The organism is Heliobacterium mobile, assembly GCF_009720735.1.
Taxonomy (GTDB): domain Bacteria; phylum Bacillota; class Desulfitobacteriia; order Heliobacteriales; family Heliobacteriaceae; genus Heliobacterium; species Heliobacterium mobile.
Window position 1 is genome coordinate 265,996 of sequence record NZ_WNKU01000001.1, and the last position, 25,342, is coordinate 291,337.

Below are 25,342 nucleotides of genomic sequence, written 5' to 3' on the forward strand. Positions count from 1 at the left end.
CAGGTACCCCTTCAGTTGGCCCCCTATGGAAGGAGCGATGACCATGGAACCACTTTTGACGAAGGCTGTTCTGCTGGATCAAGAACAGATACAACCAGGATTTTTTCGCATGATCCTTTCGGTACCGGAAGTAGCTCGACGGGCCGAACCCGGTCAGTTTGTACAGATACGTGTCAACAACGGCCTCGATCCCTTGTTACCACGGCCCATCAGCTTGCATGACATCGATCCCCTTAAGGGGACGATCACCCTTTTATACCACAGTGCCGGCAAGGGGACTCGGATCCTAGCGACGGCTGCCGCAGGCCAAGAGCTTCCCCTTTGGGGACCTCTCGGCAAAGGGTGGAAGATGACCGAGCCCGAGGAAAATTATCTTCCTGTGTATGTGGCAGGAGGTATCGGTATCGCTCCGCTGCTTCCCTTAGCTGCAGCTTGGAGCCGCCGGGAGGAACCGGGCATCTTGCTCTACGGCGCCCGCAGCACCGGACAAGTGATGACGGTGGAAGGATTCAAAGACCTTGGTGTAGACGTACAAGTGGCTACGGAAGACGGATCTTTGGGCATGACGGGACGAGTAACCGATCTGCTGGAACGATCCCCTTGGGGAGAACGGCGGCCTCTGCTCTATGTCTGTGGACCGAAACCGATGTTAAAAGCGGTGCACAAAATGGCTGAATCGAAAGGCTGGGCCTGCCAAATTTCCTTGGAGGAACGCATGTGCTGCGGTCTCGGCGCTTGTCTTTCTTGCGTCTGCAAGACGAAAGCCAAGGCTGCCGGCAAAGCTTGGACCCATTCGAAGGTCTGTACGGACGGACCTGTGTTTTGGAGCGGGGAGGTGGTTTGGGATGAGTAACCTGTCTGTGAACCTCGGCGGCCTCCTGATGAAAAACCCGGTAACGACGGCATCGGGTACTTTTGGTTTCGGTCTGGAATTTGCTCCTTTTGTCGATCTGAACCGCCTGGGAGCCATCGTCGTCAAAGGGACAACCTTAGCGCCAAGAGAAGGAAATCCGACGCCCCGTATGGCAGAGACACCGGCAGGCATGCTAAATGCGATCGGACTGCAGAATCCGGGGATTCAAGGTCTGATCGAAGAACACTTGCCCCCATTACAGTCGATAAATACACCAGTCATCGTCAATATTAGCGGTAACACCGTTGAAGAATATGGACAACTGGCAGAAATCATCGAACGAACAGAAGGCATTGCGGCGATTGAGGTGAACATCTCCTGCCCGAACGTAAAGCAGGGGGGCATCCAGTTCGGTACGATCCCCGCGTCGGCGGCAGCGGTAACCCGCTCGGTCCGGGAGAATACGAAAAAACCGGTCATCGTGAAGCTCTCACCGAATGTCACCGATATCACGGAGATGGCCAAAGCGGTCGTCGACGCCGGTGCAGACGCATTGGCTTTGATCAACACACTGCTCGGCATGGCTATCGATATCCGCACTCGCAGACCGGTGATCGCCAACGTCTTTGCCGGCCTATCGGGGCCTGCTGTTAAACCAGTTGCGTTGCGTATGGTCTATCAAGTGTACAAGGCCGTTTCAGTGCCCTTGCTGGGAATGGGTGGAATCTCTAACGCCGATGACGCCATAGAGTTTATCATGGCTGGAGCGACATCCATCGCCGTAGGGACCACCAATTTCACCAATCCACGGGCTACGATGGATATTCTTGAGGGGATCGAAGCTTTTTGTCTCCGCGAAGGGGTCCGCGATATTTCAGAGATCATTGGTGCAGTTCACCGCTAATTCCACAAATTAACCTGTCCATTTACGTCAAAGTTGATTTGAGTTATTATATATAGGCAGATGATAACGATTAGCAACTGGGGAGGTGGGACAGTGCGTAGGAAGAAAGTCATCATGTTTATCATTGATTCCCTTCATCCCCGCGTATTGGATGATGTGACCCATGATGGTTCCGCGCCTGCCCTCTCTTTTCTTCGGCGCAAAGGATTCAGCCATGACCGAATCGTCTCGGCTTTTCCGACGATGACGCCGACGGCGCTCAGTTCTATCGCCACAGGTACCTATGCCGATCAGCACAAAGTCCCTGGTTTCATATGGTTCTCCGAGATGAGCCAACGGTTGGTAAACTACGGCGCCACCCCGGGAGCCATCGTCAAACTGGGTGTGTTTCAATCGGTCAAAAACCTGCTCTATAACCTGAATCAAGAACATGTCAATCCCTTGATCAAGACCTGTCATGAGGTTTTGGAAGAGCGGGGTTATTCCTCAGGGAACATAAACTTTTTTATCTATCGTGGACGCAAGCGGGTCGAACCGAAATTGCCCTGGTTGATCCGCTTAGCGGCCTGGCTCCGTCTGAAAGGGCCTATTTTTGGGCCTGAGAGTCTCGTTTTGGGGGAATGTTTTCTTTCTCCTGGACTGGAAGGATTTCGAGGTCCTGCCGGGCCCTTCAATAAGTTTGGCTTTAACGATACCTTCTCCTGTCTCGCTGCCCGGGAACTTATCCGCCGGGGAAGACAGCCCGATTTTATGGCTGTCTACCTGCCAGATAATGACGGCTATTCCCACCGGGTAGGCCCTTTAAAGTCACACCCTTGCGTACGGAAAGCCGATCAGATGATTCAACAGGTTCTCAACGCCTTTCCCTCCTGGGAGCATGCTCTTGAACAGAATTCTATCCTGGTCACCGGTGATCACGCTCAATGCTCAATCGGAGCCAAACATTCCACCATCTTGTTAGAGCGGATGCTCGCTCGGTTTAAGCAGCTTCGCATGCTCTCCTGGGGCGGTATCGGCCGCTATGATATCACCATCTGCCCGAATGAGCGCATGGCGATCATCTATATCTTGCGAAACGTCGATACGGTGCAAGCGGAAGTGATCGACACTCTTTCTTCCGATGAACGGATTGCGCAGATCATGTGGCGGGAAGGACAAAAATATCGCGTCATGCAACCAAAAAGCCGGAAGATGCTGTCTTTTTGGCGGTCAGACAAATATGAAGACCCATATGGTGTCCGATGGGATTATGAAGGTGATTTATCTGTCCTGGACGGAACGATAAAAGAGAACCGGCTCGAATTTGGGGAATATCCTGACGCCTTCTCCCGCATTAAATCGGCCTTTGAAAGCCAATCATCGACACGGGTGCTCCTGTCTGCCCGGCCCGGTTATGAGTTCTATGCGGAAGACGCCCCTATATTCCCTGGTGGTGGCAGCCATGGTTCCCTCCATGAAAGTGATTCGGTCGTTCCGGCTATCTTGGCCGGAACGGAGAGAGACTTAGCCCATCAGCGCATCATCGATTTTTTTCCCTGGATCATGGAATCATTGCCAGCAACGCCCCGATAAATCTTATGAAGAAAAGACCTTTCGAAGCAACGAAAGGTCTTTTTCATTTTGGCTTGATGATATTGTGGGCGATTCTTGAATAATTTGTTACGAATGGAGGGAGTTAGAGTGGAGGACAAATACATTGCCTGTCCCTTAGCGGATCTCTGGGATCGACCGGAAGAACCGAGGCAGCGGGTCACCCAAGGCTGGCTGGGCAGTCCCGTGGAAGTATTAGAATCTCAAGAAGGATGGAAAAAAGTCCGCCTGCCTGAACAAGGTGACTATGAAGGGTGGATCAAAGCAGAGGATCTGGAGACAAAAAGTGGTTCCTCAGTGGAAGGACCTCAGGCGATCGTGGCGCTGCCCAAAGCAGTCTTTGAGAAGGGGTGGCTTCCCCTGGGCGCTGTCTTTCCCATGGTCGATTCCTGGGAGGAAGGGGGAGCCTTGTTATTGCCGAGCGGAGAAGTCGCCTGGTTCCCCTTCGGCGATATGCGGGAATGGCCCCATAAGAGATCCTTGGAGAATGATCGTCACATGGGAGAAGAGGTTCTGCAGACGGCGGCTCAATTTTTAGGTACCCCTTATCTCTGGGGAGGGATGAGCTGCCATGGAATCGATTGCTCGGCACTGGTGTTCATGACCTATCGCCTGCAGGGAATTGAACTCCCTCGAGACGCCCAGGATCAGTGGGAAGCCCTTGAACCAGTGGAAGAAGAAAAAGACCTGAAGCCGGGAGATTTGATTTTTTTCTCCTCGAATCAAACCAGCGCTGATCACGTCGGCCTTGTCGGGCAGGGAGGACAATTCATTCATGCTGCAAGCAGTCTTGGCAGTGTTCAATGGTCCAATTGGAATGAACCGAGATGGAAGGATATCTTGTTGGGGTTCCGGCGGGTAAAAGTGTAGACGTAACTAAAAAATTCACCCTATAAAACATATAGGATGGCTTCTTACCAGAACTATTGCACTGGGAGGGAAAATCTGGGCTGTAAAATCAATTAGAAAGCTATTCGGGCGCAAAACCTTCTATCTTCCGGGGATTTACCCAGAGCGTCTGCTGATGATCGTAGATGACAAAGCCCGGTTTTCCTCCGGTCGGTTTTCGAACGTAGCGCCGTTCTGTGTAATCGACTGGCACCTTGTCTGCCTCCCGGCTGCGGCTGTAGTAAGCCGAATACATAGCCGCCAACTCAAGGACTGAATCAGGAAGGTTCTTTCGCTCTCGCATGGGAATGACGACGTGAGCGCCCGGAATATCTTTTGTGTGCAGCCAAATGTCTGTATCACGGGACATTTTCATCGTCAGGTAATCGTTCTGTCGGTTGTTGCGGCCGACCCAAATGGTCCAACCTTCCGGTGTCGTAATCGTCAACGGTTTCGGAGCGGGTGCCGTTTCCTTGGCCGGGCTTTTGGTTCCCTTGCTTGGTTTACCGCCTTTTTGGGGATGTCTCACCTTTTCTTTCGGTTTTTCGCCGGGAAGGTAACCGCTTTGAACGAGTTCCTGCCGGATCTCTGCCAGATCGTCGAGGTTTTCTGCTTGTTCCAATGATATGAGCACCGAATCCAGGTAAGCCAGTTCCTGGGCGGTGCTTTCTTTTTGTTCCGTTGCCAGCAGAACCGTCTGCCTGGCCTTGTTATAGCGGCTGAAGAAAACTTGCGTGTTTTCCGATGGAGTCAACGAGGGATCCAATTCGATCTCAAAAGTCATGTCGGGGTCGACAAAGTCTTGAACCGTGATGGAACGGTCGCCTGGCTGGACCCGGTACAAGTTAGCCATCAACAATTCGCCCCAACTGCGATAGACTAGGTCTTTTTCTGCTGTAGCGATGTCCTTTTCTTGGCTGGTTTTCCGGCGGTGTACCCGATCCCATTCAGCGGCGACGCGCTTTAATAGAGCGGAACGCATATTCGATAGTTTTTCTAGCTGGCTTTTGCTGTTATAGAAGAGCTCGATCGCTTCATTCACAGTGGCGTATCTTTCCCGCCGCAGCGATCGGTCCAAATGAAGCAGCGGCCAAGGGGCGAAAGCTTTCGGAGTCATGTTCTCCCAGACCACTTCAGGAGTATATGTTCCTTGTTCGACCATAGCCACCAAGTCCCGGATAGCCAAAGCAAGCCGACCGAATTCGTAACCTGCGCATTCACCGGTGACAGTCGTCTTGGCAATGCCGGCACGGAAGCAAATTTCCCGAGCTGTCTCCGGGCTGATCCCCATCAGGTGTTGCTGCAGCGCTTTGTCTACAGAGGTCTTTTCCGCTGCTTGATATAACAGTTCTCCCAGACTTTCGTCGGTCACCGATGGGAGCAGCAGTTTCTCCTGGGAAGGAGGGGCGATGTAAGGGCGCCCGGGGAGTACTTCCCGATGGCGACTGACAGCATGGCTGTACCGGCGGATGCCGTCCAGGATGGTCTCCGAAGCGTCGTCGACGAGGATGAGGTTAGAATGCTTGCCCATGATTTCCAAGTACAAGCTTTTTTCGGTACGTCCACCCAGTTCGTCGCTGCCTTCGATACGCACACGTACGACCCGTTCCCAGGGGACTTGTTCTACAGCCCGGATTCGACCGCCTTCCAAATGCTTCCGTAGGACCATGCAGTAGAGAGGCGGATGCGTGGGATTAGGCTTGTTCGTTTTGGTCAGGTGAATACGTCCCCCAGTCGGTGATGCCGAAAGAAGCAGACGCCAAGACTTATGGTCGGTGCGGCCGATCAGGTGTATCTCGTCGGCAAGAGGCTGCACGATACGGTCGATGCGCCCGCCTGTTAGCGCTGGGTGGAGTTCCTTTATGATCGTGGTGAGTGTCAATCCATCTAGAGCCACGGGACAAACCCTCCTTTGTGTGATTCATCATAGCATGGGATCTGCAGAAGCAGCAACGTCGGTATGATGCATGGACATGCCGGGTCGTTCATAGGTATAGGACAAGGGGGAGCCCGTCCCACGGGTGGAGCCCAGGAACATCTGACGATGGGGGAAACGAGGGAAGTGTATGAGTAAAAAACGTAGGGGAATGGGTGGATTTGAAACACACCATGAACCGGACAAGCCCTGGCATCAGTTGGACAAGGCCGAGCTTTTCAGTGCTATGGACACAGGCTCCGATGGGTTGACCTCGAGAGAGGCCCGAGAAAGGTTGGCCCAGATCGGCCCGAACGCACTTGAGGCTACCGAAGCGACGCCGTTGTGGAAAAAGTTTTTTGCCCAGTTTCAAGATTTTATGATCCTAGTGTTGCTGGCGGCGACGGCCATTTCCGCATTTTTAGGGGAAATCGTCGATGCCGTCACCATTTTGCTGATCGTCGCCTTGAATGCAGTCTTAGGTTTTGTTCAGGAGTTCCGGGCGGAACAATCCTTGGAGGCTTTGAAAAAGCTTACGGCGCCGGAGGCAAGGGTGATCCGCGACGGCCAGGAGGTTCGCATCCGGGCCGATGAAGTCGTACCGGGAGATATGGTCCTGTTGGAAGCAGGCGATCGAGTTCCCGCCGATATGCGGATCAGTGAAAGCCACGAGCTGGAAGTGGATGAAGCCCCTTTAACCGGTGAGTCTATGCCTGTCGCCAAACAGGCCGAGCCGCTGACGATGCTCGGCCTCGGTATCGGTGACATGTCAAACATGGCCTTTTCTGGAACGATCGTCACCCGCGGTCGAGGTCAAGGAGTCGTGGTAGCCACTGGAATGAGGACCGAGATGGGACGCATCGCCTATATGATCGAATCGGTGGAAGATGAACTGACTCCACTTCAGCGGCGTCTCGATGAACTTGGAAAAATCCTCGTGGCTGTCTGTTTGGCCATTTGTCTGGTCGTCGTCTTCATCGGCTTGTGGCAAGGGGAACCGGTGTACCGGATGGTGCTGACCGGCGTCAGCCTAGCTGTGGCCGCGATTCCGGAAGGATTGCCGGCTATCGTAACGATCGTACTGGCGATCGGCGTACAGAGGATGATCAAGAGCCGGGCCATCATCCGCAAGCTGCCTGCTGTGGAGACTTTAGGCTGCGCCACGGCGATCTGTTCGGACAAAACGGGCACATTGACCCAAAACCAGATGACCGTTCGGCAGGTCTATTTAAATGGTGATACGATCATGGTCGGCGGGCAGGGATATGAACCAAAAGGGGAATTGATGGCAGCCGGCCGGAAGATCCAATTGACCGAAGGGCTCCATGGTGGAACCGATTGGACCGATTTAAATATGCTGCTGTTGGCCAGCGTTCTCTGTAATAATGCGGAAATCGTCAATCAGGGAATCGCTGAGCGCGGCTCCAACAGTGCCTGGTCTAAGAAGAAGGCAAAAACCGGCAGGGGGGAATCGGTGCACTGGACCATCAACGGCGATCCGACAGAAGGAGCCCTGTTGGTTTTGGCAGCCAAGGGAGGATTTCACCGTCAAAATGTCGAACACGAGTACGAACGGATGCAAGAACTGCCTTTTGATTCCGACCGTAAGCGCATGGCTGTGATCGTTCGTAACCGTACTCATAAACAGTTTTCCTTTGTGAAAGGCGCTCCAGAGACGATGCTGGCCCGTTGTTCTTTTATTCGTCAAAATGGCGTCGATGTTCCTATGACTGAGCAAAAGCGGAAGCAGATCCTATCGGAAAACGAGCGTATGGCCCAAGAGGCTTTGCGTGTGCTCGCCTTAGCATGCCGATCTCTGCCGGAACATCTGGCCGAAGAAGAGATCAAAGAGACCGTCGAAGGAGAACTCGTTTTTCTCGGCCTCGTCGGGATGATGGATCCGCCGCGGCCCGGCGTGAAGCAAGCTGTAGATCGCTGTGCTAAAGCGGGTATACGGACAGTCATGATCACCGGCGACCACCCGGTGACAGCCTTCGCCGTTGCCCGGGAATTAGGGATCGCCCAGCGGACGGAAGAGGTCATCACCGGCGCCCAGCTAGAAGAGATGGATGAACAGGATCTGGTCGAAAAGGTATCTCGCGCATCCGTCTTTGCCCGTGTGTCGCCGGCCCATAAACTTCGCATCGTCCGGGCTTTTAAAGGACGAGGCCATGTGGTGGCCATGACCGGTGACGGAGTCAATGACGCACCGGCGGTGAAAGAATCGGATATCGGCATCGCCATGGGCCGTACCGGGACCGATGTGACCAAAGAAGCCTCGTCGATGGTCCTGTCCGACGATAACTTTGTGACGATCGTAGGGGCTGTGGAACAAGGCCGGGCCACTTATGACAACATCCGGAAGTTTGTTCGTTATCTTCTCTCTTGCAACGCCGGTGAAGTCCTAGTGATGTTCCTGGCCAGTCTCTTCGCCATGCCGCTGCCGTTGCTGCCGGTACAACTGCTCTGGGTGAACCTCGTCACAGACGGTTTGCCGGCTATGGCGCTAGGGGTCGATTCTCCCGATCCGGACGTGATGAACCGCAAACCTCGCCATCCGATGGAAAGCGTGCTGGCGGGCGGACTGGGCCGCCGGATCCTGATCTGGGGCACATACTGCGGATTAGCTACACTCGCCGTATTCTCATGGGGCATCTATCTGGGCGATCTTCCCTTGGCGAGAACGATGGCTTTTTGTACATTGACCTTCTTCCAGCTTTTTTACGTCTTCGACTGTCGCTCTGACCGGTACTCCATTTTTGAACTAGGCTGGATGACGAACCCTCATCTGCTCGCAGCCGTATTCCTTTCCGGCGCCATGCAATTGGCCGCCGTATATGTCCCTTGGCTGCAAAAGATTTTTCAAACCGTTCCTCTCGAACCGTCTCACTGGCTTGTCGTCTTGTTCATGTCCGGAGGCTGGCTGCTGGTTACCGGGTTGTGGCATCTGGTCAGCCGCCCCTTCAGCCAAAATCGCCGTCGTCCCGTCCTTGGTCAGTGATGGGACGGGGAGGGGGAACGGGAAAATAGAAAGGTGGCTTTTGACAACATGGATTTTGTGAAAATGCATGGACTTGGCAACGACTTTGTTATTGTCAACGCCTTACATTCCCCCAACCTTGAACGCACTGATTGGGAAGAGGTGGCGGTTCGCTTATGCGACCGCCACTACGGCATTGGCGCCGACGGGTTGATCGTCATCTTTCCCTCGGAAAAAGCTGACATCCGCTGGCGTATCCTCAACGCTGACGGATCGGAAGCGGAAATGTGCGGCAACGGCATTCGCTGTGTCGCCCGGTATGTCTATGAGCGGGGAATTGTGCCGAAAGGGCGCGTAGAAGTGGAGACACTAGCCGGGATCATCGTTCCCGAGATCATCTTCGAAGACGGTGAAATAAAGGGGATACGGGTCGATATGGGCGTGCCTCGTCTGGAACGAAGCCAAATCCCCATGTCTGGACCGCAGGGAAAAGTAATCCAAGAAGAACTCGCTGTAGACGAACAGACTTTTTCCGTCACCGCCGTTTCTATGGGAAACCCACACTGTCTGATCTTTGTCGATGATATCGAGAAAGCTCCTGTCACCACGGTGGGACCAAAGGTGGAGAAACACAGTGCCTTCCCGCAGAAAACAAATGTGGAATTTGTTCAGGTCTTAAACGCGTCGGAAGTGAACATGCTCGTCTGGGAACGCGGGGTGGGACCCACCCTCGCCTGCGGCACCGGAGCTTGCGCCACCGCCGTCGGTTCCATCCTCAACGGTTATACAGGCCGCCAGGTGAAAGTCCACCTAGCCGGCGGAACACTGCTTATTGAATGGAACGAATCGAACAACCGGGTTTACATGACCGGTCCGGCTGTCGAAGTTTTTCGAGGCGTATATCCCTTATAGAGAAAGCCTTACCTTTAGTATGGAAACATACTGCTTCAACACAATTGAAAGCTAAGTGTAAGAGAAATCATCCTGTCTACAAGACGTAGGTACATAAAATGAAGGCCAACTATACTGGATAGAAAAATCTGGGGTGCAATGACAGAGTGAGCGATTTGGGCGAAGTGACGTCGTGAGCGAAAGTTGCGGAGCGGAAAAGCGCGCATCGGTTAACATTCAGACAAGCCCGGAGGTTTTGCGCGCCCGCGTAGCAACCGAGCGAACAGCCACGCAGCCCTTAGCGAACGGCGTCATTACACCCCGAGTTACATCAATGTAAAAACGGCTCTCTTCCATCGGACTTACAGTCAGTGTTAATGTTGATTCGCGTATCGGCTACAAGTAATATGGGGAAGCCTATTCCTACAAGGGGCCATGATTTCGGCCCTTTTTTTGTTACATGGAAAAGGATTTATACAATTAAAGTCGAATAAAGTCCCGTTTGGAATTTATGGCAATCAGCAAAACGGGCCGTTAAAAGGAGCATGGAACGTGATCAAGAGCATGACCGGTTACGGCCGGGGCGAAGCCTGCGGAGCCGGCAAGCGGGTGACCGTGGAAGCGAAGGCGGTAAACCATCGCTACTCCGAAGTGATGGTGCGTCTGCCGAAGAGCTACATGGGCTTGGAAGACCTGATCAAGCGTATATTTTTACAAAAGGTTTCCCGAGGCAGGATCGATGTTTTTGTCAACTTTGAAGCGGATGGGGAAGAGACCAGCCAGGTAAAGGTTGACAAGCAATTGGCTGTTAGATATTATAAATCGTTGAAAGACTTGGCCCAGGAAATGGATCTCACCTTTGATCTCGCTGTCTCTCATCTGATGAGTCTGCCTGAAGTGATCACTTTGGCTGAACCAGAAGAAGACATAGAAGAAGTGGCTCGTGTCGTTGAAGGGGCGGCTCAGCGGGCACTCGATGGCTTGATGAGCATGCGGATGCAAGAGGGCAACTCACTGGCGGAGGACCTTTTCTTGCGCCTGACCTTTCTGCGGCAACGAATCAAAGCTGTAGAGGACCGAGCGCCCTACGTGGCAGCAGAACATATGGAGCGCATGCGGGAACGCTTGAAAGAACTGCTGGGACAGGTTCCTGTCGATGAACAACGGCTGACCACAGAGATCGCCCTTTTTGCCGACCGTACCAACATAACGGAAGAATTAGTCCGTCTCGACAGCCACTTGGAGCAATTTCAAAGGGCTTTGAGATCGCAAGAGCCAGTCGGTCGAAAACTTGATTTTCTGGTTCAAGAGATGAATCGGGAAGTGAACACGATCGGCTCGAAAAGCAACGACCTCGACATATCCCGACATGTTGTAGATTTAAAGAGTGAATTGGAAAAAATCCGCGAACAGGTGCAAAACGTCGAATAGCAGTGCCTGGACCCAAATTAGGAGGATCGTCATGGCTGTGCCCACATTAACTCAAGAACAAAAACAAGAAGCTCTAAAAAAAGCCCATGCCATTCGCAGCAGTCGTACACAACTGCGTAACCAGTTGAAGTCCGGAGTGATTACGGTTGAAACCGTCTTGAACCGGGAAGATGAAATTGTCAAGGGAATGCGGGTACTCTATTTGCTGGAATCGCTGCCGAAAGTGGGGAAACGGACTGCTCGACGCATCATGGCTGATATCGGCATTGACGAATCGCGCCGCCTGCAAGGTTTGGGAAGCCGGCAACGAGATGCGCTGCTGTCGAAACTGACTTAGGAGGAACCGAAGTGGATATCAAATTGATCAATATCGGTTTTGGGAATATTGTTTCTGCCAACCGTATTGTCGCGATTGTCAGTCCTGAGTCAGCGCCGATTAAGCGCATCATTCAGGAAGCCCGGGACCGGGGGATGCTGATCGACGCCACCTATGGCCGGCGCACCCGGGCGGTAATAATCGCCGATAGCGACCATGTCATCTTATCGGCTGTTCAGCCCGAGACGGTGGCTCATCGTCTGTCGGCTAAGGAGACGGGTCATCATGGAGATGAAGGAGCCGAATAAGGGAAGCTATATTCTTGAATCTTGGCTGGCTCGAATGGGTCGCGGTGTACTTCTCGTCATCTCGGGACCTTCTGGAGCAGGTAAGGGAACCCTGAGCCGTTTACTTTTGTCGAAGCAAAAACAACTGAAACTGTCCATTTCAGCGACGACAAGACCTCCCCGTTGCGGTGAAATTCACGGGGAACATTACTATTTTCTCGGTAAAGACGACTTTGAACAGCAGATCGAAGAGAATAACTTCTTGGAATATGCCCAAGTATACGATAACTACTATGGAACACCATTGAAACCAGTGGAAGAGTCGCTTTCTAATGGGCAGGATGTGCTGTTGGAAATCGACATTCAGGGCGCGTTGCAAGTCAAAGGCCGTTACCCGGAAGCAGCTTTGATTTTTATTGCGCCGCCGTCCCTCGATGAACTGGCCAAACGGATCTACGGCCGAGGCACCGACAGTCCCGAAGTGATTGAAAAACGGCTCAGTCTGGCCTCAGCGGAGCTGGAGTTCATCGACAAGTACGATTATTGTGTGATCAACGACGATGCCGAATGGGCCACAGCCCGCCTGCAAGCGATCTTGGAAGCGGAAAAGAGCCGGGTCTATCGGAAATCGGAGTAACCTGGGGTAATAGATTTTAATTCTTTTGTTACTTAGTCATGGAGACGGTAGTCAAATAGGCACAGCATCCCTCTATAGGGAGTAGATTAAACTCGCAATCCTTTTCTAAGCAGCTTCGGGAGGTGTGATCCTTGAACCAACCATCCCTTGACCGTTTGATGGAGAAAGTGGACAGCAAATACGCTCTGGTGGTGTTGGCTGCAAAACGAGCCCGTGCCATCACTGACAAATCAGAACCGATGGTAAGTACGCCCAAATCGACCAAGCCGGTGAGCCTGGCTCTGCAAGAGATTGTGGAAGGCAAAATCCGCTTCCAGCAGCCTAAAGGCGGCATTAAGTGAGCCAGCCGATGATGAAACAATCGCTGCAAGACAAATTGATCGTAGTCGGCGTCAGCGGCGGCATTGCCGCCTATAAAGCTTGTGAATTGGTCAGCCGTTTGGTGAAGGCGGGAAGTCGTGTTCAGGTGATTCTCACCGAATCGGCGACGAAGTTCGTTGGTCCCTTGACCTTCCAAACGCTCTCCCAGCAGCCGGTGATTGTCGATATGTTTGATGAACCGAAGCAGTGGAACGTGGCCCACGTGTCTGTCGCGGAAGCGGCAGACCTTTTTGTGTTGGCGCCGGCTACAGCGAACATCATCGGCAAACTACGCTCGGGCATCGCCGACGATTTTTTATCGACAACCTTGCTGGCTACGAAAGCTCCACTCGTCATCGCACCAGCGATGAACGTCAACATGTACTCCCATCCTGCCGTGGAAGAAAACATAGGGGTTCTTCGCCAGCGCGGAGCGATCATCGTGGAACCGGAGGTCGGGCGGCTCGCCTGCGGCACTTCCGGCAAAGGGCGCCTAGCCGAGGTGGAACGAATCTTGGCAGCCATCGAAGAAGTCTTATCGGCTTCAAAGGATATGGCGGGGCAACGGGTATTGATCACCGCCGGCGGAACCCGGGAGGCGATCGATCCCGTTCGATATATCACCAACCGTTCCTCCGGTAAGATGGGCTACGCCTTAGCTCAGGAGGCGCTGCGGCGCGGCGCTCAAGTCACCTTGGTCACTACACCGACCGGATTAGACCTTCCCGCCGGAGTGGAGGCGGTCATGGTCGAGTCGGCTGAAGAGATGCGCCAGGCTGTCTTAGAGCGTTTTGAACGCGTAGACGTCGTCGTAAAAGCGGCGGCAGTGGCCGACTACCGCCCTTTGATGCAACAAGAGCAAAAGCTCAAAAAGAAGACAGACCACCTCCTTTTGGAACTGGTGAAAAATCCCGATATCCTCGCCGAATTAGGTCAGAAAAAAAATCGGCAAGTTTTGGTCGGATTTGCTGCCGAGACGAACGATCTAGAGACCTATGCGCTGGACAAGCTGCGTCGCAAAAACCTAGACTTGATGGTAGCGAACGACGTCACTCAGCCTGGGGCGGGCTTCGGCAAAGACACGAATATTGTTACGATTTTTAATCGCCAGGGCGAAAAAGAACAGTTAGACTTAATGTCAAAAGCGGAATTGGCCCGTCGTATCTTCGATAAAGTGATCGAAATCTTGTCGGCTCGTGTGTGATCAATCCCCTTGTATTTCATGCGCGTACTTGTTAATCTAGGTAAGAAAGACAAAGGGGAACATTTCCTCAACAATCTATCGAAATTCGGCTAAGGCCGTAAAGGAGGAAACACGATTGAATCGTAGACGTCTCTTCACGTCGGAATCTGTCACCGAAGGTCATCCCGATAAAGTGGCTGACCAGATCTCCGATGCCGTTCTGGATGCGATTTTTACCCAAGATCCCATGGCCCGGGTAGCTTGTGAAACTTCCGTAACGACTGGTTTGGTACTGGTAGCTGGTGAGATCACCACCCAGTGCTATGTAGATATTCCGAAAGTGGTTCGGCAAACGATCCGTGAAATCGGCTATACCCGCGCGAAATTCGGCTTTGACTGTGAAACTTGTGCTGTTTTAACCTCCATCGACGAGCAATCGGCTGACATTGCCATGGGTGTGGACAAGGCTCTGGAAGCGAAAACCGGTGAAATGAGCGACTCTGAGATTGAAGCGATCGGCGCCGGTGACCAAGGTATGATGTTCGGTTATGCCACCAACGAAACACCGGAATTCATGCCGATGCCTGTTTCCTTGGCTCACAAACTTTCTCGCCGCCTCTCGGAAGTCCGTAAGACCGGTGAGTTGGAATACCTTCGCCCCGACGGCAAAACGCAAGTCACAGTTGAGTATGATGGGGACAAACCGGTCCGTGTGGACACCGTCGTCATCTCCACTCAACACTCTCCAGAAGTATCCCTGGAGACCATCAAGTCCGACTTGATCGAACGGGTAATCCTGCCCATCATCCCGCGGGAACTGCTCGACGAGAAGACTCGCTACTTCATCAACCCCACCGGTCGTTTTGTCATCGGCGGACCTCAAGGTGACGCCGGACTGACCGGTCGGAAAATCATCGTCGACACTTACGGCGGTATGGCCCGTCATGGCGGCGGCGCCTTCTCCGGCAAAGACCCCACAAAAGTGGACCGCTCTGCAGCCTACGCCGCTCGGTACGTAGCGAAGAACGTCGTCGCTGCCGGCTTGGCTGACCGTTGCGAAATCCAAATCGCCTACGCCATCGGTGTGGCCCATCCCGTCTCTGTCATGGTCGAGACATTTGGCACCGGTAAAGTGGACGAGGCTAAGATCGAAGAGTGGGTTAAACAAGTCTTTGATCTCCGTCCTGCCGGAATCATCAAAGAGCTCGACCTGCGCCGGCCCATCTATCGTCAAACCGCTGCCTACGGTCACTTCGGCCGCAACGATCTGGACCTCCCTTGGGAGCGTTTGGACAAGGTGGAAGCCCTCAAAAAACTGGCTGGCCTGTAATCGATATCAAACCACATATGACAACGCCCGGGGCTCTAGCTCCGGGCTTTCATCTTGCTTGACCCGATTTGATATAATGAAAACAACGATAAACCTCGGGGTGAGCCGATGAAAGCAGACGATTCTTGTCGATGGGCCCAAGTCATCGTAGATATACCTCATCGAGACATAGACCGCCCGTTCACTTACCGGATTCCGGATACCTTTGGTCATTCTGTTCTTCCTGGCTGTGAAGTGTGGGTTCCTTTTCAACAACGAACCCTTCGCGGTTGGGTTCTCGATGTGCATGATCAACCACCAGAAAATAGAGGTCATTTTTCGAACATTGAGGCCTTTCATCCCGGTTACCGACTCGGTGAAGATCTGTTGGCTCTCGTCCCTTGGCTGGCGAGGGAAGTCCTCGGCACGATGGCTGACGTGCTGCGCTTGATGGCTCCACCGGGACCGTCTCTCAAGCCAGCCAAATGGGTTAAACTCTCCGAAAGTATCGGCAAGGAACAGATCGATCTGTGGCAAGGAATCGATCCCGAATGCGGCCAACTGCTGCAGCGGCTTTTTCGTGCCCCTCGCAAACAGATGAAATTTTCATCCCTCGTCGAAAAGAGCAAAAAAACGTCTCCTTCCTTAGAACGGTTGTTAGAGGCTGGTTTGGTCGAACTAGTACAACGGCTTCCTCCTTTTCGCTTCCCTGAGGAGAAGGACGTTGAATCGTCGGAAGGGACACCTTCCATGATAGAGCCGGCCTTAAACCAGGAACAAGTTGCAGCAGTTCAGGCGATCATAGCTGACTTGGAAAAGTCTCACCGAGACAAAAAGCCCTTCCTGCTCCATGGGGTTACCGGGAGCGGGAAAACGGAAATATATATTCAGGCGGCGAAAAAAGCGCTCGCCATGGGCCGACAAGTCTTATTTCTGGTTCCGGAGATCGCCTTGACGCCGCAGATGGGAAGGCGTCTACGGGAGCGATTCGGCAGCGATGTTCTCCTATTGCATAGCGGATTGACGGAGAAGGTGCGGCGGAGCCATTGGTACCGGATCAGCCGGGGAGAAGCGTCTCTTGTCATCGGCCCTCGGTCAGCCGTCTTTGCACCGGTGCCGAACTTAGGTCTCATCATCGTCGATGAGGAACACGAGCCATCCTATCATCAGGAAAACGATCTCAAGTATCATGCCCGAGAAGTGGCTATCGAAAGAGCGCGCCACTGCGGAGCCCTTGTAATCATTGGATCAGCCACGCCGGCCATTGAAACATATGATAAAGCGATGGAAGGATCGTACCGAATCCTTCGATTGACGGAACGAGCCCAAGGGCAGCCCATGCCGGTCGTCGACATCGTCGACATGCGGGCTGAATTGACCGAGGGAAACCGAGGGATGCTTTCAGCCTCTATGCTGCAAGCGATAGAGGAACGACTGCGACGACGGGAGCAGACCATCCTCTACTTAAATCGCCGCGGTTTCTCCACTTTCGTCATCTGCCGGGAATGCGGCACAGTCATCACTTGCCCCCATTGTTCCATCTCCTTGGTCTATCACCGCGCAGGCGATCAGATGCATTGTCACTACTGCAACTTCCGCCGTGATGTGCCTCGTCAATGCCCGCAGTGTGCCAGCAAGACCATTCGCTACTTCGGCGCTGGAACGCAGCGCGTGGAAGAGGAACTGCAAGCCCGGTTTCCCGGTGTCCCCGTTCTGCGCATGGACCGGGATGTGGCAGCCGAAGAGGGCATCGAACCGGTTCTCGAGGAATTTGGACGGGAAGAGGCGCCGATTCTGGTGGGTACCCAGATGATCGCTAAAGGGTTAGACTTTCCCAAAGTCACCTTGGTGGGGGTTCTGGCAGCGGACGCTTCCTTGCATGTGTCTGATTTCCGGGCGGTCGAGCGGACCTACCAGCTCTTGTCTCAGGTGTCTGGCCGGGCCGGCCGGGCCAACCGTTCCGGTCAAGTTATTTTACAAACCTATTGTCCGGAACATTATTGTCTACAGGCTGTACAAAATCATAATTATGAAGGGTTTTTTCAACGGGAAATCGAAATACGGCAACAGTTGGGTTATCCGCCCTTTTCCCGGTTGGCCCGGATCTTATTTACTGGAACAGAAGACTCTCTTGTCCGAATGGTTGCTGATACGTGGACCGAGATCATCCGAGAGCATGCTCGGAAGAGTTCAATTCCTCTCGATATCTGGGGACCGGCACCGGCTCCCGTGGCCAAAGTGGAAGATAAGTATCGCTGGATGCTTACAGTCCGGTTGTCCCAAAGAGACAATGAACCTCTTCGAACCATTCTCAGCAACGTTCGACAAGATTATGATAGCCGGCGGGGAAGACCTCTGCCTGTGATCGCGACCATCACCATGGATCCATAATGAACAGGATAATGCCTTGCATCAGACTCGATTTAGCACATAGGAGGGATCATATGGCCGTTTATGAGATCGTAAAAATCGGCGATCCGGTATTGCGCGAAAAGGCGAAGACCGTAACGAAATTCAACGCTAACCTGGGCCGTTTGATGGATGACATGTATGATACGATGGTTGCTGCCAAAGGAGTAGGCTTAGCGGCCCCCCAAATCGGCATCAGCAAACGTGTCGTCGTCATCGATGTCGGTGATGGCCGTATCGAACTGGTCAATCCAGAAATTCTCGAAGCGGAAGGCAGCCAGATCGATGTGGAAGGATGCCTCTCCATTCCTGACTTCCAAGAAGAAGTAAACCGTTCCCAGCGAGTGAAGGTAAAGGCACAGAACCGCAACGGCGAAGAGTATGTGATCGAAGGGACCGGATTTTTAGCCCGTGCGCTCCAGCATGAGATCGATCACCTAGAAGGGGTTCTCTTTGTGGACCTGTTGGATAAAAACGTGCCAACCAGGGAGTGATAATTCGCATGCGCGTTGTTTTCATGGGTACCCCCGATTTTGCCGTACCTACGCTGGAAGCGATCGTTTCTGCCGGTCATACCGTCTCCTTAGTCGTCAGTAGGCCTGACAAGCCGCGGGGACGAGGACAAAAACCTCTCCCCAGTCCCGTCAAAGAGGCTGCCTTGGCGATGGGTTTGCCTGTTGAACATCCGGCCAAACTGGACGGAGACTTTATTCAACGGCTAAGGGATTTAAAGGTTGACGTCGGTGTCGTGGCGGCTTTTGGCCGAATCTTGCCGAAAGCGCTTTTAGAAGCACTACCGAAAGGCTGGATCAATGTGCATGCCTCCTTGCTTCCCAGATACCGGGGAGCAGCGCCCATCCACCGATCGGTGATCAACGGCGATGCCGAAACAGGCATAACGACGATGCTGATGAGTGAAGGCTTGGACGAAGGTGATATGCTTTTGCAAGCGTCCCTGCCGATCGGTCCGAATGACAAGACGGGCCAAGTGCACGATGCCTTAGCCCAGTTGGGGGCTCGGTTGCTCATTGAAACCTTGGATGGCTGGGAGAAGGGAACCATAAAGCCTGTTCCTCAAGATCACGCTCAATCGTCCTACGCCTCCATGCTGACAAGAGTGGACGAGCAGATTCAATGGGAGCAATCAGCCGAAGCCATTCATAACCGCGTCCGGGGCATGAACCCTTGGCCCGGTGCTTATACTATGGATCAAGGAAAAATCTTGAAAGTCATCGCTGGCCGCCTTCGCCGGGAGGGCTTCCCCTTGTCCCATAGCGGAGCGCCTGGAGAAATCGTGGACGTTGCAGGAGACGAAGTAGCCGTCGCCACCGGCTCCGGATTGTACTGGTTGGCAGAAGTTCGTCCCGCTGGGGGAAAAACGATGACGGCAGGTTCTTTTGTACGAGGACGCAGGATTGGAACAGGGTTTCGATTCGGCTGATAAAGACGATTCAGGAGAGTTGGAAAATGCCTATTCGCAAGCGATTATTTATCGGCTTGATGATCGCCAGCCTGTTCGCACTCATTGGCATTGCCAGCCTCGGTTGGTATCTTGTCAAATACCAAAACTACCCCTGGAGCAAGGTGGTCATCGGGATACTTGGCCTCACCTTTTTGATCCTGGTGGGGCTCATCGCCTTTGGGATCGGCGGCATGGTGATTTCCATCTGGCAGGATCGGGCCATACCGTCCATGTATCGGTGGACCCGCATGGCGGTGAACATACTTTTTCCGCTGGCACAAGTGATTGCCCACATCTTTGGAATCCCTGTGGACCGTTTGCGGAGCAGTTTCATTGAAGTCAGCAACCAGCTGGTCCGTCTCCGTCATATTGTGGTCACACCGGACAAGCTGATGATCTTAGGACCTCATTGCCTGCAAAAAACCACCTGCCCCTATAAAATTTTTTTGGACATAAAAAACTGCAAACGTTGTGGACAATGCCCCATCCATGACTTGCGGGATTTGGCTGACAAATATCAAGTCAACTTGACGATCGTATCGGGAGGAACCTGGGCGAGGAAGGCGATTATGGACAGCCGACCTCGGGCGATCATCGCTGTGGCTTGTGAAAGGGATTTGACGAGTGGAATTCAGGATATCGAGCATATCCCTGTGCTCGGGATCCTCAATGACCGTCCCGAAGGCCCCTGTTGCAATACCCGCGTAGACTTGGTCCGGGTGGAACAATCGATTCGCTATTTTCTTTACGGTGAACGTACCCATTGGATCGATGACGCCATCGGATCCATATTGGACAAGTCAACCTTACCGAAAGACCAGCATGTGGAGGTATCCTGATGCAGCCATCGTCCCGGGCCGTTGCCTACGAGGTCTTAACCGCTGTTGAAGAACGACAAGCTTATGTAAACCTACAGTTGGCCCATTCCTTGGAGGTCAGCCGGCTGTCTCGGGTCGATCGCGGTCTCGTGTCAGAACTTGTACTAGGAGTGTTACGGCGCCAAAACCGTTTGGACTTTGCCGTCAATCGTTTTCTCAAGCGTCCCGCCGGAATACCGGCAGAGGTACGCAGGCTGTTGCGCCTTGGAGCCTACCAGATCCTCCTTCTCGAACGCATACCAGACTCTGCGGCCTGCAATGAGACGGTTGAACTGGCCAAACAGATCGGCCAGACACGGCTGGCACCGGTGATCAACGGTGTGTTGAGACAACTGGTGCGCAAGCGCGACGAGATTCCCTGGCCATCATGGGAAAAGAACCCCGTCCTATACCTGACGATCATGGAATCCCATCCGGAATGGCTGGTCAAACATTGGATCAAACAATTCGGCAAGGAGCGAGCCCGTTCCATCTGTGAAGCGAACAACCGCCCTGTCGGTGTCGCCCTGCGGGTCAACAGGCTGCGAACGAACCGGGACGATCTTTTAGAAACCTTTCGAACTGCTGGGGTGGAAGCCCGACCTTCTGAGCTTTCTCCGGCAGGGATCCGCCTGCAAGCAGCTTCCGCCGTCACTGGTTTGCCTGGTTTTCAAGAAGGTCTCTTTTCCGTCCAAGATGAAAGCTCTATGTTGATCGCGCCTGTCGTCGATCCTCAGCCGGATGAGCGGATCGTCGACGCCTGCGCCGCGCCGGGCGGTAAGACCACCCATATGGCCGAAAAGTCCGAAGACCGTGCGGAGATACACGCCTGGGATATTCATCCTCACAAGCTGGGACTGATCCGTGAAAACTGCCGCCGCCTTGGTGTCGAAAATGTCCGGGTAAAGAGAGTGGATGCGCAGGGGCCTTTGCCCTCTGAACTGATCGGTCAAGTCGACCGGGTGCTCGTAGACGCGCCCTGCAGCGGGCTGGGTGTTTTGCGGCGAAAGCCGGAGCTCCGTTACCGGATGACGCCAGAGAACATCGCTCAGTTAAAAGAGCTGCAAGGCAAGATCATGGACAGTGTATCCGCCCTGGTTCGCCCAGGAGGGGTGCTCGTCTACTCTACCTGTACCATTGAGCCGGAAGAAAATTTTCAACAAGTGAAAGATTTTCTGCGGCGCCACCCCAATTTCATCGCTGATGATCTAGGTTCCTTTCTCCCGGAACTTGACTTTACCGATGAGGAAAAGCGCCAGATGGCGAAAGGGTATTTTCAAATTCTGCCGGATCGCTTTGATTCGGACGGGTTTTTTATCGCCCGACTGAGGAGGCATGCATCCCTTGACTGAAAAGACTGAACTGCGAGGCCTGCTACCGGAGGAGATGGCGCAGACGTTGCAGGAATGGGGGCATCCAGCCTACCGGGGAAAACAGATCTTCAAGTGGGTTCAAAGCCGGGCCGTCCGAGAAGCGGCCGAAATGACCGATCTTCCCCAAGCTCTGCGCAGCAAAATCGAAGCAGAGCGATGGCTCCGTCCTTTGGCACTGAGCTGTTGCCGTGTCTCGAAGGACGGTACAGAAAAATACCTTTGGCAGTTAGCCGACGGCGAATTGATCGAGACAGTGCTCATGCCCTATCGTCGAAGCCAGACCCGTGATCGAGTCACCGTCTGCTTGTCCACCCAAGCCGGCTGTCCCTTGGGCTGTAAATTTTGCGCCACCGGCCAGCAGGGATTTCGGCGAAACCTAACGGCAGGGGAAATCGTCAGCCAAGTTTTAGATATTACCCACCGAAAAGGGCAAAGCGATCCGGATTTTAAAGTGACAAACCTTGTCTTCATGGGAATGGGTGAACCCTTTTTAAACTACGAACAGGTTCGACGGGCGATCGAACTGTTCACCCATCCGGAAGGACAGAACATCGGTCAACGACGGATCACTGTATCTACTTCTGGCATCGTTCCCGGGATCGAACGGTTTGCCCGAGAGAACTGGGAGATCAATCTGGCCTTGTCTCTCCATGCCGCTGACGATCAATTGCGCAGCCAATGGATGCCGGTGAATCGCCAGTATCCCATTGAAAAAGTTCTCAATGCATGTCGTCGTTACTGGGAACAAGGAAGGCGCCGCCTTTCTGTAGAATATGCCTTGATCGAAGGGGTCAACGACCGCCTAGAAGATGCTCGGCAGTTGGGAAAACTCTTCACCCGGTGGCCGATTCACCTCAACGTGATTCCCGTCAATCCGGTCACGGAAAGCGGTGCCCGCCGTCCAGACAAGGCTCGGATGGTGCAGTTTCTCGATGAATTGAAACGTCAGGGCATCGATGCGGTCATTCGGGAGGAGCGGGGTGTAGATATTGAAGCGGCCTGTGGACAATTGCGCGGTGCCGCCCATGGGGAGGGAGAGACATGAACATCGTCGCTCGCACTGACAGGGGGCGAGTTCGACCGGTAAATGAAGACTGCCACTTTACCGACACGGTTCAAGGTATTTTTATCGTCGCCGACGGGATGGGCGGTCATGAGGCCGGTGAGGTGGCCAGCGCCATGGCGGTACAAGCTTTTACGAAGTACTGGCAAGAACATAAATTGCAAGGCGAACCGGCACAGGTCCTGGCAGAGGCTTGTCGGGAAGCGAACCGGGTCATCTATCGGGAATCGATCAATAATCTGCAATGGACCGGCATGGGGACCACATTAACGGCGGCATACCTCGATTCGGCTTCGATCGCCATCGCCCATGTAGGCGACAGCCGGGCTTACCTGTTCCGGGGCGGTCAAGTTCGTTTGTTGACGCGGGATCATTCCTTAGTCGAAGAGATGGTTCGCCAGGGAAAATTGACAGAAGCGGAAGCACTGTCTCACCCTCAGCGTAACATCATCACTCGTGCGCTCGGGACCCGCGATGAGGTGCAGGTGGACACGATCCTGGAATCGTGGATGCCGCGGGATATCTTAGTTTTGTGTACAGACGGTCTGACGAATTTAGTGACCGCTGATGAGATCGCAAGTATGCTGAACAGTTCCAGGGCTCATCGACCTGACGATTTGGGGAAGGTTGCTGACCAATTGCTGCAGCTTGCCCTAGACCGAGGTGGATATGATAACGTCACTTTCCTCATTATCTGGCAGAAGGAAAGTGAGGGGTGGCAACAATGATGGGTCGACTATTCGGCAACCGCTATGAGATTGTAGAACTCTTAGGCAGCGGCGGTATGGCTCAGGTCTATAAAGCCTGGGACAAGCTGCTGGAGCGAGCCGTGACGATCAAGCTCCTTCGGGAAACACTCACATCAGACGAAGAGTTTGTTCGTCGTTTCCGTCGAGAAGCTCAAGCGGTGGCAGGTTTGTCTCATCCGAACATTGTCAACGTCTATGATGTGGGCCGAGAAGGCGATATCGACTACATAGTGATGGAGTTCATCGACGGTCCCACATTGAAAGAAGTGATTCGCAGCCGCGCCCCTCTTCCTCCGGAAGAAGCGGTAGAATTGGGCAAGCAGATCAGCGATGCCTTGGAGCATGCCCACGAACGAGGGATCATCCACCGAGATATCAAACCGCATAACATCCTGCTTAACCGGAATGGACGAGTGAAAGTGACTGATTTCGGCATCGCTCGGTCTGTCGCTCAAAATACGATGACGATGGATCGAACCATCGTCGGCTCTGTCCATTATCTGTCACCGGAACAAGCTCGGGGACTTCCGGTGGACGAAAAGTCCGATATCTACTCCCTTGGTGTTGTCATGTATGAACTGCTCAGTGGCCGAGTTCCCTTCCAGGGAGAAACACCGATCGCGGTAGCACTGCAGCAGATTCAACAGACACCGCCTCCTTTGACGACCGTCAATCAACGGATACCTCAATCGCTAGAGAATGTGATCTTTCGAGCCATGGAAAAGGAACCGTCCCGGCGATACGCAAACGCCCAAGCTTTCCGCAAAGACTTGGAGAACGTCTTTTCGGGAAAAATCGTCGGTCGCCTGCCTGTCAAGGATGATGACAGTCCCACCATGCGATTCGACAATGTCATCGATACCTCCATACCTGTCCTAGTGAACGAAGAAGCAGAACCAGTGGAGGATGGGAAGGAGAAGCTTAAGGCGAAAGCAAAGCCGCTGCAAAAGCGCCAAATCGGTCTATGGATCGGTTCGCTCATCGCCTTGGCGATCGTACTCTTTGGATTGACCTATGCCTGGCAGCAGTACATGAGTGTTCCCGAGGCAACCGTTCCGAAGGTAACGGGAATGCGCCACATTGATGCCATCAAAGCACTGCAAGCGGCCGGATTAGAATATCAGATCAACGAAGTCAATCACCCTGATGTCGCCAAAGAGATCGTTATTTCTCAAGATCCGCCGGAAAATACCAAGGTCAAAAAGACTCGTGTCGTTGTCTTGACGGTCAGCAAGGGACAAAAAGTGGTCAAAGTACCTTCTGTCGTCGGCATGTCACAACGAGACGCCGTCGTAGCCTTGCAACAGGCCAATTTTAACGTTGAAGTGATCGAACAGAGTGATGATAAAATACCTCCCGGTACAGTCATCTCTCAAACACCGGGGGCAAACGCTGAGCAGCCTGTGGAGACGGTCGTCCGCTTGGCTGTGAGCAAAGGGCAGGGGCAAGATGCGAAAGGCACCATGCCTTCCTTGGTCGGTACAAAGCTGGCCGACGCCCGGGCAAAGCTTGAGCCGTTGAGCGTAGATCTGAAACTAAAAACCCAAGAGAATTCGGGACTTGAGGCAGGCACCATACTGGCCCAAGACCCTGCCCCGAATAGCCCCGTCAAGCCGGGAGATCCGGTCCTCTTGACCGTGAGCGGTACGGCAGCGCCAGCACAGACGGCGAAAACGACCTCAGTCTCTTTTCTGATACCGAATGACGGAAAAGATCACATGGTCAAAATCGTCGTACAAGACAGCCGTGGAAACCGTGAGGTCTATAACCGGCAGCACCATGCCGGCGAGACGGTGAACCAGGAAGTGAGCTATACCGGCAAAGGGACAATCCAAGCCTATAGCGACGCTGTAATGGTATTGAATCGTCAGGTCGAGTAAGAGCG

General features: G+C 53.4%; 22 protein-coding genes. 21 read left to right on the top strand and 1 reads right to left on the bottom strand.

From position 1 onward, the window contains the following. The first annotated feature begins 43 nt into the window (after window positions 1-43). The 4 genes from GJ688_RS01310 (at window position 44) to GJ688_RS01325 (ending at window position 4,217) form a co-directional block, all read left to right on the top strand. Window positions 44-853 (top strand): dihydroorotate dehydrogenase electron transfer subunit, encoded by an 810-nt coding sequence (locus GJ688_RS01310; RefSeq protein ID WP_170291546.1) that lies wholly within the window; start codon window positions 44-46, stop codon window positions 851-853. Continuing rightward, window positions 846-1,757 (top strand): dihydroorotate dehydrogenase, encoded by a 912-nt coding sequence (locus GJ688_RS01315; RefSeq protein ID WP_155474718.1) that lies wholly within the window; start codon window positions 846-848, stop codon window positions 1,755-1,757. Before GJ688_RS01310 ends, GJ688_RS01315 begins: the two co-directional genes overlap by 8 nt. 93 nt (window positions 1,758-1,850) lie before the next feature. Next, window positions 1,851-3,329, top strand: coding sequence for an alkaline phosphatase family protein (locus tag GJ688_RS01320; RefSeq protein WP_170291547.1), 1,479 nt, complete (start codon window positions 1,851-1,853; stop codon window positions 3,327-3,329). Between the two features lie 108 nt (window positions 3,330-3,437). Then, window positions 3,438-4,217: a C40 family peptidase gene (locus GJ688_RS01325; protein WP_170291548.1), complete on the top strand. Its 780-nt coding sequence runs from the start codon at window positions 3,438-3,440 to the stop codon at window positions 4,215-4,217. Window positions 4,218-4,317: 100 nt separating this feature from the next. Here the strand turns inward: GJ688_RS01325 and GJ688_RS01330 are convergent, their stop codons facing one another. Continuing rightward, window positions 4,318-6,132, bottom strand: a complete 1,815-nt coding sequence (locus GJ688_RS01330; protein WP_155474721.1) for an Rqc2 family fibronectin-binding protein — start codon at window positions 6,130-6,132, stop codon at window positions 4,318-4,320. A gap of 169 nt (window positions 6,133-6,301) precedes the next feature. Here GJ688_RS01330 and GJ688_RS01335 point away from each other — a divergent pair, with 169 nt between their 5' ends. The 17 genes from GJ688_RS01335 to pknB all read left to right on the top strand — a co-directional run bounded on the left by GJ688_RS01335 (window position 6,302) and on the right by pknB (window position 25,337). Next, entirely contained in the window at window positions 6,302-9,151 is a 2,850-nt protein-coding gene (locus tag GJ688_RS01335) for a cation-translocating P-type ATPase (RefSeq protein WP_207708723.1), read from the top strand. Window positions 9,152-9,199: 48 nt separating this feature from the next. After that, window positions 9,200-10,042 carry a diaminopimelate epimerase gene (gene dapF / locus GJ688_RS01340; protein ID WP_155474722.1) on the top strand — a complete coding sequence of 281 codons (843 nt, stop codon included), beginning with the start codon at window positions 9,200-9,202 and terminating at the stop codon, window positions 10,040-10,042. Window positions 10,043-10,573: 531 nt separating this feature from the next. Continuing rightward, the gene (locus GJ688_RS01345; protein WP_170291549.1) at window positions 10,574-11,452 is read left to right on the top strand and encodes a YicC/YloC family endoribonuclease; all 879 of its coding nucleotides are present in this window, start codon (window positions 10,574-10,576) and stop codon (window positions 11,450-11,452) included. 31 nt (window positions 11,453-11,483) lie between these two features. After that, window positions 11,484-11,789, top strand: coding sequence for an integration host factor, actinobacterial type (mihF, locus tag GJ688_RS01350; RefSeq protein WP_155474723.1), 306 nt, complete (start codon window positions 11,484-11,486; stop codon window positions 11,787-11,789). Window positions 11,790-11,800: 11 nt separating this feature from the next. Beyond that, window positions 11,801-12,076, top strand: coding sequence for an extracellular matrix/biofilm regulator RemA (gene remA, locus GJ688_RS01355; protein ID WP_170291550.1), 276 nt, complete (start codon window positions 11,801-11,803; stop codon window positions 12,074-12,076). Window positions 12,077-12,110: 34 nt separating this feature from the next. Then, window positions 12,111-12,692: a guanylate kinase gene (gene gmk, locus GJ688_RS01360; protein WP_155474938.1), complete on the top strand. Its 582-nt coding sequence runs from the start codon at window positions 12,111-12,113 to the stop codon at window positions 12,690-12,692. Between the two features lie 131 nt (window positions 12,693-12,823). Further along, a complete protein-coding gene (gene rpoZ, locus GJ688_RS01365; protein ID WP_155474724.1) occupies window positions 12,824-13,033 on the top strand; it encodes a DNA-directed RNA polymerase subunit omega in 210 nt (69 codons plus the stop codon). Between the two features lie 11 nt (window positions 13,034-13,044). After that, complete coding sequence (gene coaBC, locus GJ688_RS01370; protein ID WP_207708729.1) at window positions 13,045-14,256, top strand: bifunctional phosphopantothenoylcysteine decarboxylase/phosphopantothenate--cysteine ligase CoaBC; 1,212 nt, start codon at window positions 13,045-13,047, stop codon at window positions 14,254-14,256. A 115-nt stretch (window positions 14,257-14,371) separates the two neighbouring features. Then, on the top strand, window positions 14,372-15,565 hold the full coding sequence (gene metK / locus GJ688_RS01375) for a methionine adenosyltransferase (protein WP_155474725.1): 1,194 nt from the start codon (window positions 14,372-14,374) through the stop codon (window positions 15,563-15,565). A 108-nt stretch (window positions 15,566-15,673) separates the two neighbouring features. Then, window positions 15,674-17,935 carry a replication restart helicase PriA gene (gene priA, locus GJ688_RS01380; protein WP_155474726.1) on the top strand — a complete coding sequence of 754 codons (2,262 nt, stop codon included), beginning with the start codon at window positions 15,674-15,676 and terminating at the stop codon, window positions 17,933-17,935. A 53-nt stretch (window positions 17,936-17,988) separates the two neighbouring features. Continuing rightward, window positions 17,989-18,447, top strand: coding sequence for a peptide deformylase (gene def / locus GJ688_RS01385; RefSeq protein ID WP_155474727.1), 459 nt, complete (start codon window positions 17,989-17,991; stop codon window positions 18,445-18,447). Window positions 18,448-18,455: 8 nt separating this feature from the next. Then, window positions 18,456-19,394 carry a methionyl-tRNA formyltransferase gene (fmt, locus tag GJ688_RS01390; RefSeq protein WP_155474728.1) on the top strand — a complete coding sequence of 313 codons (939 nt, stop codon included), beginning with the start codon at window positions 18,456-18,458 and terminating at the stop codon, window positions 19,392-19,394. Between the two features lie 26 nt (window positions 19,395-19,420). Beyond that, window positions 19,421-20,254: a DUF116 domain-containing protein gene (locus GJ688_RS01395; RefSeq protein ID WP_155474729.1), complete on the top strand. Its 834-nt coding sequence runs from the start codon at window positions 19,421-19,423 to the stop codon at window positions 20,252-20,254. Further along, window positions 20,254-21,624, top strand: coding sequence for a 16S rRNA (cytosine(967)-C(5))-methyltransferase RsmB (gene rsmB, locus GJ688_RS01400; protein ID WP_155474730.1), 1,371 nt, complete (start codon window positions 20,254-20,256; stop codon window positions 21,622-21,624). The genes GJ688_RS01395 and rsmB overlap by 1 nt, the downstream gene beginning before the upstream one ends. Beyond that, window positions 21,617-22,690: a 23S rRNA (adenine(2503)-C(2))-methyltransferase RlmN gene (rlmN, locus tag GJ688_RS01405; RefSeq protein ID WP_235910646.1), complete on the top strand. Its 1,074-nt coding sequence runs from the start codon at window positions 21,617-21,619 to the stop codon at window positions 22,688-22,690. Before rsmB ends, rlmN begins: the two co-directional genes overlap by 8 nt. Next, window positions 22,687-23,436, top strand: coding sequence for a Stp1/IreP family PP2C-type Ser/Thr phosphatase (locus GJ688_RS01410; protein WP_155474732.1), 750 nt, complete (start codon window positions 22,687-22,689; stop codon window positions 23,434-23,436). The genes rlmN and GJ688_RS01410 overlap by 4 nt, the downstream gene beginning before the upstream one ends. Beyond that, entirely contained in the window at window positions 23,433-25,337 is a 1,905-nt protein-coding gene (pknB, locus tag GJ688_RS01415; RefSeq protein ID WP_170291551.1) for a Stk1 family PASTA domain-containing Ser/Thr kinase, read from the top strand. The genes GJ688_RS01410 and pknB overlap by 4 nt, the downstream gene beginning before the upstream one ends. The last annotated feature ends 5 nt before the right edge of the window (window positions 25,338-25,342 follow it).

What these genes read in the sequence shown, in the direction of transcription:
- GJ688_RS01310 (WP_170291546.1), top strand. Translation starts at nt 44, where the DNA reads ATGGAACCACTTTTGACGAAGGCTGTTCTGCTGGATCAAGAACAGATA.
- GJ688_RS01315 (WP_155474718.1), top strand. Translation starts at nt 846, where the DNA reads ATGAGTAACCTGTCTGTGAACCTCGGCGGCCTCCTGATGAAAAACCCG.
- GJ688_RS01335 (WP_207708723.1), top strand. Translation starts at nt 6,302, where the DNA reads ATGAGTAAAAAACGTAGGGGAATGGGTGGATTTGAAACACACCATGAA.
- dapF (WP_155474722.1), top strand. Translation starts at nt 9,200, where the DNA reads ATGGATTTTGTGAAAATGCATGGACTTGGCAACGACTTTGTTATTGTC.
- mihF (WP_155474723.1), top strand. Translation starts at nt 11,484, where the DNA reads ATGGCTGTGCCCACATTAACTCAAGAACAAAAACAAGAAGCTCTAAAA.
- gmk (WP_155474938.1), top strand. Translation starts at nt 12,111, where the DNA reads ATGGGTCGCGGTGTACTTCTCGTCATCTCGGGACCTTCTGGAGCAGGT.
- coaBC (WP_207708729.1), top strand. Translation starts at nt 13,045, where the DNA reads ATGAAACAATCGCTGCAAGACAAATTGATCGTAGTCGGCGTCAGCGGC.
- priA (WP_155474726.1), top strand. Translation starts at nt 15,674, where the DNA reads ATGAAAGCAGACGATTCTTGTCGATGGGCCCAAGTCATCGTAGATATA.
- def (WP_155474727.1), top strand. Translation starts at nt 17,989, where the DNA reads ATGGCCGTTTATGAGATCGTAAAAATCGGCGATCCGGTATTGCGCGAA.
- fmt (WP_155474728.1), top strand. Translation starts at nt 18,456, where the DNA reads ATGCGCGTTGTTTTCATGGGTACCCCCGATTTTGCCGTACCTACGCTG.
- GJ688_RS01395 (WP_155474729.1), top strand. Translation starts at nt 19,421, where the DNA reads ATGCCTATTCGCAAGCGATTATTTATCGGCTTGATGATCGCCAGCCTG.
- rsmB (WP_155474730.1), top strand. Translation starts at nt 20,254, where the DNA reads ATGCAGCCATCGTCCCGGGCCGTTGCCTACGAGGTCTTAACCGCTGTT.
- GJ688_RS01410 (WP_155474732.1), top strand. Translation starts at nt 22,687, where the DNA reads ATGAACATCGTCGCTCGCACTGACAGGGGGCGAGTTCGACCGGTAAAT.
- pknB (WP_170291551.1), top strand. Translation starts at nt 23,433, where the DNA reads ATGATGGGTCGACTATTCGGCAACCGCTATGAGATTGTAGAACTCTTA.